At 47.9% G+C, this 13,201-nt stretch carries 13 protein-coding genes; 6 read left to right on the plus strand and 7 right to left on the minus strand.

Translation table 11 applies throughout. The features are described from left to right. Window positions 1-297: 297 nt before the first annotated feature. A complete protein-coding gene (locus tag NDI34_RS25590) occupies window positions 298-837 on the minus strand; it encodes a retropepsin-like aspartic protease (protein ID WP_190531317.1) in 540 nt (179 codons plus the stop codon). Between the two features lie 98 nt (window positions 838-935). Here NDI34_RS25590 and NDI34_RS25595 point away from each other — a divergent pair, with 98 nt between their 5' ends. Continuing rightward, window positions 936-1,073 (plus strand): hypothetical protein, encoded by a 138-nt coding sequence (locus NDI34_RS25595; RefSeq protein WP_190531319.1) that lies wholly within the window; start codon window positions 936-938, stop codon window positions 1,071-1,073. On the opposite strand, the gene NDI34_RS25600 is transcribed toward NDI34_RS25595, so the two are convergent. The 6 genes from NDI34_RS25600 to dhaK form a co-directional block, all read right to left on the minus strand. Then, window positions 1,066-1,908, minus strand: a complete 843-nt coding sequence (locus NDI34_RS25600; protein WP_348234221.1) for a sulfite exporter TauE/SafE family protein — start codon at window positions 1,906-1,908, stop codon at window positions 1,066-1,068. The genes NDI34_RS25595 and NDI34_RS25600 overlap by 8 nt on opposite strands. Window positions 1,909-2,083: 175 nt before the next feature. Continuing rightward, window positions 2,084-3,610, minus strand: coding sequence for a glycosyl hydrolase family 57 (locus tag NDI34_RS25605; protein WP_348234222.1), 1,527 nt, complete (start codon window positions 3,608-3,610; stop codon window positions 2,084-2,086). Window positions 3,611-3,810: 200 nt separating this feature from the next. Continuing rightward, entirely contained in the window at window positions 3,811-3,951 is a 141-nt protein-coding gene (locus tag NDI34_RS25610; protein ID WP_190415779.1) for a hypothetical protein, read from the minus strand. A gap of 395 nt (window positions 3,952-4,346) precedes the next feature. Then, complete coding sequence (locus tag NDI34_RS25615; protein ID WP_348234223.1) at window positions 4,347-5,372, minus strand: LD-carboxypeptidase; 1,026 nt, start codon at window positions 5,370-5,372, stop codon at window positions 4,347-4,349. Window positions 5,373-5,387: 15 nt separating this feature from the next. Beyond that, window positions 5,388-6,023, minus strand: a complete 636-nt coding sequence (gene dhaL, locus NDI34_RS25620; RefSeq protein ID WP_348234224.1) for a dihydroxyacetone kinase subunit DhaL — start codon at window positions 6,021-6,023, stop codon at window positions 5,388-5,390. Between the two features lie 56 nt (window positions 6,024-6,079). Next, window positions 6,080-7,153, minus strand: a complete 1,074-nt coding sequence (gene dhaK, locus NDI34_RS25625; RefSeq protein WP_348234225.1) for a dihydroxyacetone kinase subunit DhaK — start codon at window positions 7,151-7,153, stop codon at window positions 6,080-6,082. 127 nt (window positions 7,154-7,280) lie between these two features. Here dhaK and NDI34_RS25630 point away from each other — a divergent pair, with 127 nt between their 5' ends. From NDI34_RS25630 to NDI34_RS25650, 5 genes are all read left to right on the plus strand, one after another. Continuing rightward, window positions 7,281-7,538: a hypothetical protein gene (locus NDI34_RS25630; protein WP_348234226.1), complete on the plus strand. Its 258-nt coding sequence runs from the start codon at window positions 7,281-7,283 to the stop codon at window positions 7,536-7,538. A gap of 54 nt (window positions 7,539-7,592) precedes the next feature. Beyond that, window positions 7,593-8,624 (plus strand): iron ABC transporter permease, encoded by a 1,032-nt coding sequence (locus NDI34_RS25635; protein ID WP_348234227.1) that lies wholly within the window; start codon window positions 7,593-7,595, stop codon window positions 8,622-8,624. Continuing rightward, window positions 8,621-9,664, plus strand: coding sequence for an iron ABC transporter permease (locus tag NDI34_RS25640; protein WP_348234228.1), 1,044 nt, complete (start codon window positions 8,621-8,623; stop codon window positions 9,662-9,664). The genes NDI34_RS25635 and NDI34_RS25640 overlap by 4 nt, the downstream gene beginning before the upstream one ends. An 8-nt stretch (window positions 9,665-9,672) precedes the next feature. Beyond that, window positions 9,673-10,506, plus strand: a complete 834-nt coding sequence (locus NDI34_RS25645) for an ABC transporter ATP-binding protein (protein ID WP_190985789.1) — start codon at window positions 9,673-9,675, stop codon at window positions 10,504-10,506. Window positions 10,507-10,981: 475 nt separating this feature from the next. After that, on the plus strand, window positions 10,982-13,051 hold the full coding sequence (locus NDI34_RS25650; protein ID WP_348234229.1) for an acylase: 2,070 nt from the start codon (window positions 10,982-10,984) through the stop codon (window positions 13,049-13,051). Window positions 13,052-13,201: the final 150 nt, after the last annotated feature.

Below are 13,201 nucleotides of genomic sequence, written 5' to 3' on the forward strand. Positions count from 1 at the left end.
TCCAGTTTGCTAAAGGTCATGAGACGGTCGAGCGCTGCCAGCAATGGAGCTACTGTACTGGTTATTCTTTGGATTAGCTAGACCCTACCTATAGCGGACTTGCGTAAGTCCTGTATAATCCAGTTTGCAACCTCTACTCCAAGAACAGGGGCTTCATATCAACATTTCTTGGTGCAAGATGTAAGTTGACTCAAATACAAAACCTAACCCTCTTCCCTGCTAGGGAAGGAGGAATGTGTCGCTACTATCACCATGCCGAAAGAGCGATCGCTTGAAATTCAGCCTCACCGTACAATATTAGCGACGGTGGAACTCGACGACATCGCGTTTAATCGTGACATCGTAATTACCAAAGAAGTCGTGTCCTAACAATCCCATATCTTGTTCGGGACCAGCGATCGCAACTAGCACTTTGTTAGCGACAGCACCATCCACAGCAATCGATTGCACATAGCCGACGGGAAACTCGACTCCCACCGCACTCGCCGTATCAGCTTTAACAGTCTTCACCGGCACCACTCGCAATGCTGATGCCATCCGGCGGGTAATCATCGTGCCGCTAGCCCCGGTGTCTACAATCATCTCAAAAGTCTGCCCGCCATTAAACATGACATCAATGACGGGTGTGCCACCGGCGCGGCGTTTGATTCTGGCTTGAAAGACTCGTTTGTTCGCCTCATCGGTGCCGCAGAGACTCCCCAAGTCTATCGTTCTGCCCCCCGGTGCTACCATGAAGCAAGCCGCGTCCTGAGCCTTAGCCGCCTCTGGCACCCCCGCCACGGCTGCGTAGGAAACCAGCCCAGTTAGAGAAACTACCACGGTTAAAAATCGTTTCATCTTGCTTTCCTGTCTCATTAATTGAGCGCCCCGCAGATTGATTATTGCTCAATTCGTTAATTTCTGATGGCTGCTGAATGGTGTTACAACTCTGGCTTATGGCAAGTGCTTTTGTCGAGGGCGATCGCGCAGCTTATGAGCTTCTAGTCCGCCTCCCCTGTAGAAACGCGATTAATCGCGTCTCTACTAATGAAAAATACGGTTTAAGCTCTCTAGAGGAGTGGTACTTTATCTAGATTTGTGAAACACTCGAAACGCTGAAATATTTAAGATCACTCCTAGAGTAAGCTTTAGAGCTGACGCTGGAACGATTCCAGCCAGCATTCCTCCGATAATTGCTCCAATGACTGACCCGATACTCATGGGAGTAATCGTATTTTTCAGCGGAGAGCGATCGCGGAATGCTCCCCGGCTGGCGTATTGAATCAACCCGACTAACACAGTTGGAAAACTGATGAGCAAACTCGCGGTTCCTGCCGTCTTCATATCTACACCGAAGGCAAAAACGAGTGTGGGGATGATAATTTCACCCCCAGCTACCCCCAATAGACTGCTAACCAGCCCAATCGCCAAACCAAACAGAATTCCGGCTAAAATACGCCAAGTTAAGGCAGCAGGTAAGAGAGCGGGTATCTGCTGAGGTAGAAAGCTCTCAACAATTAGAGCAATTCCAACTCCGACTAGCAGCACTAAGATAGTTCGCTCAAGCTGTTCATTTGACAGCCGTCCTGCCAAAGCTACCCCCAAAAAAGCTGTGATAATCGCTCCAGCAATCAAGGACAGCACCACAGGCAATAAAGGTAGCACTGAATCGAACGAGAGTGTTTTACCTCGAATTGCTAGGGATGCGGCAATTGTAATTAAGCTAACAGCCAAATTCAGCGGGACAGCCTGACGGACTGAATAGCCCAGCACACCAGCCAACACAGGTAATCGAAACTCCGCACCTCCTAAACCAATTAGCCCTCCCAGTGCCCCAATAGGTACAGCATAGAGAAATGCAAGTTGGGGATGATGTCGGACAAGAGAACTTCGATTTGTCTCTACAACGGGTGCGTTGGGCTTCTCCATCGGTTTTTCCCTACAACTCTTTCACTCAGATTAGTTGAAAGATAAGGGTTCAAGCGATTGGGCAAGTACAACTAACTTACTTTTACTGACCTTCTAAATCTGGCAGCGTAAGTTGAGCAAGGGGGATCTCTCAACCTAGGCACCAGCTAACACAAAATCTCGCCTTTGACTCGCCTTAGAAAGTATCCTGAAGAAGTGTTTCACCTCGCCGGTATATTTCACGAGCGTAGTCAGTCCAAGCTCCTTGTCCCCAGTAACGAAAACAGCTTGTTTGAAGCAAAAGATTATTCATCAGTGCCTCTCGATAGCTAGATTGTTGGGTAACAGATTCCCCAGCAGGACTCTGGCTTGATTCTGCTTCCCCTTGGAGCAATCGGTCGATTTTATCGTGAAATAAAGCACTGAGTTTATTCATCGGAGTCAAGACATTTTCATATCCCTTGACCCAACTCAGGTGATTCGTCCAAGAAGCGCCATCCATGTGAAAGTTTGGATTAATCTGCTTCAATTCTGCAATCGCATTGGCAACCGCTTCTGGAGTACAATTTTCGGCGGTTACTCGCTCCCAAATTTGGTGTTGACCAATTGCTTGACAAGTTGGGTAATCTTCGGGCGTACAACCTGCGGCTTCTATGAGTTCCAAGTATTCTGTACCTGTCATTCCGACAACGCCTGTTTTTCCTCCGCCTTCATTTGCCATTTGATACCAGGCTTGGTTGAAGGCGCTAGGAAATTCATTCATCATCACGCCGCCATTTTCACCATCTCCAATCTGGGTAACAATGGGGGGTACCGAAACTTTACCTAATTGCTGCCGAGATAAGGTTTTAGCTTCGTAATAAGGCTGCATTTGCGCCACTAATTTTGTATCGGAACCTTGAGTCTTAATTAGTGCCGTAATACTAATCGTTTCGCCATTAGAATTTCGCGCAACCAAGCGGTGAGGTAAATGCTTATAGGACAAAGATTGACCCGTTAGCGTTTCAACAGAATGTTCTTGAACCATTAACCAACGGTATCCACATTCTTTCAGCGCTTTTACAAATTCAAACAGGGTATCTGGGTGATTGGGAAGGTGCATTTCTGGAGGAGAAAATCCTTTCACTCGCGCCAGTGCATCCCATCCAAAAATGGCTGCAAAATGATGTTGCCATGCTTGAATATGTAATTTGATATCGGGAATCGGGGTAGAAGGAACAACCGCATGACTCCACATTGTCCCCAGCCATTCTACATAAGGCTGGTAAGTGGGGTTACAGGTGATGCGCTTGAGATTTTCTAAGATGTCTCCTCGTCCCATTTGTCGCAGTCCCCAAAAGAGATTCCCGGAGAAATCTAGCATGACGCGGGGATTGCAACCATTTGCAACCAATTCGGGAATAAAATCTGCCATCCGGCTATAACAATAGGCAAATGGCCCTGCATTATGGTTGTCTCCTTCGTAGGGATGCTCAAACATATATTGCAGGTTGCTCTGGAGTTCGCCATTCGCCCCAGCGGGGATGGTAGGCTGGTGCATATGGAGCGCGATCGCAAATCCAGCCGTTACATCTTCTAACCGAATATTCGTAGTAGGTAAAAATACAGGGTTATCCTGGTTTACGACAGCACTAACTTCTTTTTCCCATCCGGAAATGTTAGGCAATCCATCAATTACTTCGGATAAAACGGAAAGCGTCGTTTTAGGAGATGAGGAAACCATTACAGATTGCTCTAATATTAGATGAATTTATTTAATTATTATATAAAGGATTAGTCAAATAATTATATTGTCTTTGGTACTGTAAATAGTCAAAAAGAAATTTCTTCAACCATTTACAGTACCAAAAACTATCCAAAAATCGCACTAAGATAAGGCGCGGTAAGGGAGTCGATGCTGAAAGCGATCGCTTTCAGATTGCTTTAACCTTTGGTTCGGCGAACATGATCGGAAATTCGCTGCTTGCGTTCCTCTGAGTTTCTAGGAGATGGCTTGATAAAATCCCCCGAACTCCGGGATAAATGTTCCATAATTCGCTTCTTGCGGTCATCTGCACTTGCCATAATTTACCTACTAAGTAAAAGTGTTATTGTGGGCTTTATTCTCTATTATTACTAATAATTTTTAAATCCGCATCCCGCTAAGGGGTTAAAAGTCTTATTACCCGTTTTTCGTTTCAATGAATTTAATGTTAAAGCTTTTACTCAGTTTTAACCGACATCTTGTATCAACAAAATTACTCTAAGTAAAACGATAGGTTAAATTTATAAATTCAACCCCATTCAGGTGGAATAGAGCGATTATAGCAGTCGTCTTGCAGTTGTATTTTTTTTAGGAACCGCGAAGATGCAAAGAGCGCGCAGAAAGAGGAAGAAGAGAGTTCCAATATTTTATGAATGAATTAGGATTGCTATAGCCTATTTAAGATGCAAGCCGGATAAGAGCAACCTAATCCAACTCATTTAACAGATGACTCTAGCATCCGAATTGTATTCTGATTGGCATCAATTTCTACTTGCACGCCGACTGGCAGAGTAAATTTATCTTTAATGTGACCAATCTGCGAACCATACCAAGCTGGAATTCCTAAAGGTTGAATGTGTTCTCTCAAGACTTGCGATAAAGTTAGGGAAGGTTGATTATCTTTGGGTTGACAATCGGTACATTGCCCAAAAATAAACCCAGAAATTTGCTCTAGAATACCGGCGAGTTTTAGCTGAGTCAGCATCCGGTCTATCCGATAAGCTTCCTCCCCAATTTCTTCTACAAATAAGATACTTTGTTTCCAATCTGGGAGATAAGATGACCCCACCATTGCCGCCAGCACTGATAAGTTGCCTCCGGCTAATTTTCCCCTAGCCTTTCCAGGCGTAATTATTTCTACTTTAAAGCTAGCATTCGGGGGATTTTGCATTGTGACAGCTTCCCCATTAAATAGAATGCGTTTAACATAATCTACTGTAAACGGATTCCAAGTGGATGTGCCGACGGGGCCATGAAAAGTGACAACGCCACTTTTGGCATAAATTGCTAACAGCAGCGAAGTAATATCGCTGTAACCAATGAGAATTTTGGGAGAAGCTTGGATGAGGGGATAATTTAACAGTGGCAAAATCCGATTGCAACCCCAACCGCCACGCACAGCAACAATCGCTTTTACAGAAGCATCGGCAAACATGGCGTTTACATCAGATGCGCGATCGCGATCGCTTCCTGCCAAATAACCGTAACGGTCGAGAAGATGCTTCCCTAATTTAACCTTTAACCCCAAACTTGCCAGGGTTTGCCGTATCTGTACAATGTCTTTCGCGTCAATTGGACTGGCTGGATTAATTAATCCCACCGTATCGCCAACTTTGAGGCGGGGTGGTTTTAAGGCGGTTTTTAAAAATGGATTTGCGATCGCAATCTGCGGGAACTCAGTTGCGATCGCGGAAAGCGCAACGGTTTTAAGAAACTGGCGGCGATTAATAATGAATGACAAATGACGATTAACAAATCACGACTGGCTATTGACAGTTTCCCACAGCGTCTTGAGAATCAGATAAGTAGAGGTGGCACCCGGATCTTGATGACCGACACTGCGATCGCCTAAATAACTCGCCCTTCCTTTCTTCGCCACTAAGGGAATCGTCTGTTTCATCCCCTCCTCAGCAGCAGCTACGGCTTGTTGTAAGGCTTCTGGGGTGCTTGCACCAGCCACGACAGCTTGCTGAAAAGTATCCGCAGCAGGTGATAGAGAATCCAGCATGGTCTTATCACCCAAATTCGCCTTACCCCGTTGCACAATGCCCTCTACAAACGCTTGAAAAAGCGTCACCATCTCCTCATCGGTCAGTTCCGACTTGCCTGCGACTGCCGTACTAGCCCGTAGGAACATCGTGCCATACAACGGCCCGCTTGCACCCCCGACACTGGAAATGAGAGTCATGCTGACAGCTTTGAGGATGTTGCCAATATCCTTATCTGCCACAGTGGGTAGCTGACTCGCCACTTTTTGAAAACCCCGGTTCATATTGATGCCGTGGTCAGCATCTCCAATTGCCGCGTCTAGTTCGGTTAGATAATCCTTATTTTTTTCTAAAACTACTGCTACGGCTTGCAACCATTGCAGGATTTGTTCTTTACTAACCATATTCAAAACTCTAAACTCAGACGCGATTTGTTGCGTCTCTACAACTCTAAACTCTTTTATATTCCCCACCTTAAAGCTGGTGTCTTCACGGGTGCATCCCAAAGTTGAATCATCTCATCATCTAACTTCAGTAGAGTGATGGAACATCCTTGCATATCCAGAGAGGTGATGTAAGGGCCAATTAAATTACGAACAATTTGAAGTTTTTTCTTTTCGCAGATTTCTGCTAGTTTTCGATAGACAATGTACAACTCAGAAAGGGGAGTGCCGCCCATACTGTTAACAAAGGCAAGAACGCGATCGCCACTTTCAAACGCAGGGTCAGTGAGTTCCTGTTCCACCCATTCTCCCTTATCTGCATCCCACTCGCGCACAGTGCGGGTGTAATCTCTGTCTTCGATGATAGAAACCGCTAGCATCTCGGTAATTTCATCGGCTGACTTCAAGGACATTCGCTGTCGTCCCGGTTCTCCGTGAATGCCGATGCCGGATTCTATTTCATCATCCCCCAAACTAAAAGTCGGGCTACCTTTGGCAGGGACGGTGCAAGAAGTCAGCGCCATTCCCATGCTATGCCCGTTGAGGTTAACTTGGCGACAGAGGTTGGCAACCTGCTTGAGATCGTAACCTTGTTGGGCAGCAGCACCGCAGATTTTTTCAGCGAGTACCGTCGCGCCGACACCCCGACGCCCTTGAGTATAAAGGCTATCTTTGACAGCGATATCATCATCAATCAAGATATTGCGTACGGGAATGTCCTCTGAGTGCGCGAGTTCTGCTGCCATCTCGAAGTTCATCACATCGCCGCTGTAATTCTTGACGATATTGAGGACACCCGCACCCCCTGTAACCATTTTGGCAGCTTCCAGCATCTGGTCAGGCGTAGGAGAAGTAAAGACTTCACCCGGACAAGCCGCATCCAGCATCCCCAAACCGACAAAACCGCCATGCATCGGTTCGTGTCCGCTACCCCCCCCGGAGATGAGGGCGACTTTGCCAGGAATGGGTGCCTCGACGCGATAGATAAAGTGGGGGTCAAAATGGACTTTAATCAGGTCGGGATGCGCTGCTGCCATTCCTTCTAGGCTTTCGCGCACTACATTATCGGAGTTGTTGATGAGTTTTTTCATATCGTCTTAATTTCGCTGGGAATCACTTTTTAAGTTGATGAGTTTTTTTATGAGCGATCGCATGGTATCTTCAGCATCGGTCAGCTATCTTATTTTTCTTAACTCGCCTCAGTTTTAGGCAAGTGGGATGTTGCGATTCGGTGATGTCTCAATGTTATGCCAGACTGCAACTTTGACTCACCAGGCAACTGCGGGGTTTGCCGTTGTTGAAATCTGGAATCCTTGTATGACTGGCAATTCAAGGATAATTTTCGCAAAGATATTGATAAATAATCGCAATAAGTCTAAAGTAATTTCTAGTTTCCTGGTCGAGCGCACCAAAGCGGCGATTTCTCATCGTTCCGAGGCGCTTGACGTTACGCCAGCATATTTAGGGTTGCAATAGCAATAAACAAACACAAGGCAGAAGGCATCGATATTGGCACCAATCCAGAAAATAGTGAAAAATCGGTTAATCGGGGAAGTCTTAGGATTTATACAGCCACGACCCTCTCTGCTTGTCGGCTTAATTTTGAGCCTCCTGATTCTCCTTATTTGCCTGGTGGTCAGTATTAGCTATGGTGCAGCCGACATTTCCGCAAGCACCATTTATGCAGCGTTGACAGCGTTTGATGGGTCTGCGGATCACCTGATTATTCGGACGATTAGGCTACCGCGATCGCTCATCGCCATCTTGGTTGGTGCCGCAATGGCGATCGCCGGTGCAATTATGCAAGGCATTACCCGCAACCCCTTGGCTGACCCCGGAATCCTGGGAATCAACGCAGGTGCCGCAATGGCAGTAGTCATCGCCGTATTTGCTTTCGGAACAACCGATCCGAGTTTTTATGCTTGGTACGCCTTTCTGGGTGCCGGTGCTGCTGCGATCGCTGTCTATTTCCTCGGTTCCTTGGGTCGCGGTGGACTCACCCCACTCAACCTCACCATCGCCGGTGCAGCGATTAGTACCTTCCTGTCTTCAGTGACAACCGGCATCCTGATTTTCAGCCAACGCACGCTTGATGAAATCCGCTTTTGGATGGCTGGATCGATTGCGGGTCGTGACTTCACGATTGTCTGGCAAGTGCTGCCCTATATCACCATCGGACTGATATTAGCCTTCGCTTTAGGCAAACAAATCACGACTTTGAATCTCGGTGAAGATGTCGCCAAAGGCTTAGGTCAACGAACCGCATGGGTAAAAGTTGCCGCTGCTTTCAGTGTCATCTTACTGGCAGGCAGTGCCGTTGCCGCCGCTGGTCCGATTGGATTTATTGGTTTAGTTGTCCCCCACGTTGTCCGCTTGTTGGTTGGCGTCGATTACCGCTGGATTATGCCGTATTCTGCGGTTTTTGGAGCCATTTTACTGTTAACAGCGGATATTGGTGCCAGATTGCTGATTAAACCCCAAGAACTTCCAGTCGGAGTCATGACTGCTTTCGTGGGTGCGCCCTTGTTCGTTTATCTTGCCCGCTTCAAGGTGAAAAAATGAACAACTGGTTGGTCGTTCGTTCTAAGGCGCTTCCGGTATCCTTCCGTATCGATCGGCGTATTCCTAGTATCCTGAGTATTCTGGTCTTCGTTACCCTGGCGGCGATGGTTGTCAGTGTTTCTTATGGGGAATATCCGATTCCCATCCTCTCCGTCATCAAAACCTTACTCGGACTGGAAACCGGAAACCCTGACTATCCCTTCATTATCAATACCCTGCGACTGCCTAGAACCTTAGTCGCGGCTCTTGTGGGAGTGGCATTAGCGGTTTCCGGTACGATCTTGCAAGGCATTACTCGCAATCCCCTCGCCGACCCAGGCATCATCGGGATTAACGCGGGTGCGAGTCTGGCGGCTGTTAGTCTGATTGTTTTGTTTCCCAGTGTCCCGATTGCAGTATTGCCGGTGTCAGCCTTTGGGGGAGCATTAGCTGTCGCTTTTCTGATTTACTTTTTGGCATGGGATAAGGGGAGTTCTCCGGTTCGCCTGATTTTGATTGGCGTCGGGATTGCCGCAGTGATTGGTGCTTTGACTAGCTTGATGGTGACATTTGGTGAGATTAATAGTGTCAGTCAGGCGTTGGTGTGGTTGGCGGGGAGTGTCTACGGTCGCAGTTGGGAGGAGGTATGGTCGGTTGCACCTTGGTTCGCGGTGTTGGTGCCCTTGGCTTTGGGGAAAGCGCGACAGCTGAATGCTTTGAATTTAGGAGATGATGTTGCCAAAGGGCTGGGTAGTTCGGTGGAATGGGAACGCGGCTGGTTACTTGCGATCGCTACCGCGTTGACGGGGGCGGCGGTGGCTACCGCTGGTACGATTAGCTTTGTTGGGTTAATGGCACCGCACATCGCACGTCAATTGGTAGGTTCAACTCATGAGGGGTTAATTCCTGTCTCGGCAACGATTGGGGCAATGATTGTAGTGGTTGCGGATTTGCTAGGGCGATCGCTATTTGCTCCGACTGAGCTTCCCTGTGGTGTAATTACAGCCGCGATTGGCGCTCCTTACTTTATCTATCTGTTGGTGCAAAACCGCAAACGATGAACCCAAAGATGAACCGACTCTCCACCCGCAGGCTCACCTTGGCTTATGAAGGTGTGCCAATTATCAAAAATCTTGATTTGGCGATTCCTGAAGGGAAAATAACCGCTTTAGTCGGTGCCAACGGTTGCGGTAAGTCTACACTACTGCGGGGTTTAGCGAGATTGCTCAAGCCACGGAACGGGACGGTTTATCTGGATGCGGCTGATTTGTTCAAGTTATCTACGAAAGAGGTCGCTAAGCAACTGGGAATTCTTCCCCAAGGGCCAGTGGCACCAGAAGGGTTAACCGTGCGAGATTTAGTAGCGCTGGGGCGTTATCCTTATCAGAACTGGTTGCAGCAGTGGTCAAAAGAAGATGAGCGGTTGGTCGCGTTAGCCTTGGCGACGACTGGGATGACCGAATTGGCAGAGCGATCGCTAGATACTCTTTCCGGCGGACAGCGACAACGCGCTTGGATTGCAATGGCGCTGGCTCAGGATACAGAGATTTTACTCTTAGATGAACCCACCACTTTCTTAGACTTGGCGCACCAAATCGAGGTGTTGGATTTGCTTTTGGAGTTGAACCAGACGCAAGGACGGACGCTGGTAATGGTGTTGCACGATTTAAACCAAGCTTGTCGCTATGCAGATTACCTAGTAGCGGTGAAAGAAGGGTGCGTTTATGCCCACGGAACCCCGATGCAAGTGATGACCGAAGAAATGGTGCGCGAAGTATTTGGGCTGGGTTGTCGCATCGTGGAAGATCCCGTAGCCGGAACACCGATGTGTATTCCGCTGGGGCGAAAGCTGAAGATAAGCCAAGAGGCTGCCTTAAAGGGCGATCGCTTCACTGGAAACTGAGGGCGTAGAAACAAGTCGCGATCGCCCTTGGCGCAAGCGAAGCTATCGCGCTTTCACTTCCGCGTGCAACTGCGCCACAACACATTAAACTTTTGCAGTTAACGAGAATAATTTTCAACTATTCGTTAGGAAAATGATGATAAAATTTTTCATCAAGTATTTGCAAATCGCCCACAGCAAATCTCCCACAAGCTGGAATGGGGCTACACAAACAAAGCCTGCCGACCCAGGCTGAATTGAACCCGCGCAGGCGGACTTGGTTGAATAGAAGTGAAGCAACTTCTGCTCCCTTCTATTCACACTTGTTAATACAAAAATAAAATTTGAAGCCGTATTTTTTTGTTTTTTAAATTATCAATTTGTCAAGAACGTAATGTTAAATTTTCTTTCAGGGTGGTGTTTTATTAAAGAGCGTTTGCGTTCTCTTGATAAGTTGCAAAAAAGTAGTAGACGCTACGCAATCAGAGGTTTTCAAATAAAATTTTTCCGGATTTTCCCATTAATATTAGGTTTCATCTTTACTCTATTTTTGGGGAGCCAGAGTCTAAGCTTACCAGCAGCCTCGACTGAAATTCTCTGGGATACCTACGGCGTACCGCATATCTATGGCAAAGATGCAGGAAGTGCATTTCGTGCCTTTGGTTGGGCGCAGATGCAAAGTCATGGCAACCTGCTGTTGCGCCTCTACGGTCAGGCACGGGGACGAAGTGCCGAATACTGGGGAGAAGAGTACCTAGAGTCAGATAAATGGGTACAAACAATGGGAATTCCCGAACGTGCCAGCAAGTGGTATGAGTCGCAGAGTCCCGCTTTCCGCAGTTATCTGGATGCCTTTGCCGCAGGAATCAATGCCTATGCCAAGGAACATCCCGAACTGATTGATGATGAAGTGAAGGCGGTGCTGCCAATCCAGCCAGTAGATATCCTGGCTCACGAACAGCGGGTGATGAATTTTACATTTATTGTGAATCCGCAGATTGTTCAAAGCCTTGCCGATAACAAATCAATGGGTTCTAATGCGTGGGCGATCGCGCCGAAGCATTCTGCAAGCGGAAACGCGATGCTACTGGCAAACCCGCACCTGCCTTGGTCAGATTTATTTGTCTGGTACGAAGCCCAGATTACGGCACCAGGAATTGATGCTTATGGGGCGACACTCGTTGGACTTCCCGTACTCGCGATCGCATTCAACAATAATCTCGGCTGGACTCACACAGTCAATACCCATGACGGGTGGGACGCTTACGAACTGGAACTAAAAGACGGCGGCTATCGCTTCGACGGTAAGGTTCAAGCCTTTGAGACAGAAAAGAAAATCTTGAAGGTGAAGCAGCATGATGGCACACTGCGCTCAGAATCACTGGTCGTACAACGTTCCCTTCACGGCCCTGTTGTCGCAGGCAAGGAGGGAAAAGCCGTGGCATTGCGGGTTGTGGGGCTTGAGCAACCCGGAGCGTTGGAGCAGTGGTACTCGATGGCGCGTGCCACTAAACTGCCTGAATTTGAGGCTGCCCTAAAGCGGTTGCAGATTCCGATGTTCACGGTGATGTATGCAGACCGCGAGGGACATATCATGCACCTATTTAACGGGCAGGTGCCAATTCGCACATCTGGAAACTTTGAATACTGGGAAGGCATTATCCGTGGCGACACGTCTAAAACCTTGTGGACGAAAACGCATCCCTACCGCGATTTGCCCCGCGTCATTGACCCACCTAGCGGCTGGTTGCAAAATACCAACGATCCACCGTGGGCAACGACTTTCCCAGTAGCGTTAAATCCAGCAGATTTCCCGCCCTACATGGCACCGCATTTCATGCACTTTCGAGCGCAACGTTCCGCAAGAATGCTGGATGAGGATAAACAAATTTCTTTTGAGGAAATGATTCAGTACAAGCACTCGACACGCATGGAACTGGCAGATCGTTTCCTGGATGATCTAATTCCCGCTGCACGGCAGTATGGAGATAAATTAGCGCGTCGAGCCGCTGATGTGCTGCAAGCTTGGGATCGAAATGCGGATGCAGATAGTCGGGGTGGCGTACTCTTTTACCTTTGGGTGGAAGAGATGGAATTCGATAATGCATTTAGTACCCCCTGGAATGAGAATTCCCCGCGTACTACACCCGACGGTTTAGCAGATCCTCAGAGCGCAGTGAAGGTGCTTTCTACGGCAGCAGCCAAGGTGGAGGAGGCTTATAAAACCCTAGATGTCCCCTGGGGGGAAGTTTTCCGGCTGCGTTCTGAGGGTGTGGATTTGCCTGCCAATGGCGGTTCTGGAGACCTTGGCATCTTCCGCGTTGTTGATTTTGCCCCGAGGCAAGATGGTCGCTTTCAAGCGGTCGGGGGCGATTCTTACATCGCTGCGGTCGAGTTTTCTAACCCAGTCAAGGCGATGGCACTCATTAGCTACGGCAATGCAACTCAACCGCGATCGCTCCATATTAACGATCAGTTACCGCTATTTGCTCGAAAACAGTTGCGTTCAGTATGGCGATCGCGTCAGGATATCGTTGCTCATTTGGATGAGCGCAAGGTATTCTGAGGCGCATTCATGAAAATAAAGCCCCTAGCATCAGTGCCGGTGCTTAAACGAAAAACAAGACTCTAAAAAGGTATAATACAGGCATGGCAACCATTTCACGTTATGGTGTGATAAATGAAAGAGACAACTCCCGCCGCCATGCCCCCTTGC

Origin of the sequence: Trichocoleus sp. DQ-U1, assembly GCF_039961925.1 — a bacterium.
Classification (GTDB): Bacteria; Cyanobacteriota; Cyanobacteriia; order Cyanobacteriales; family FACHB-T130; genus FACHB-T130.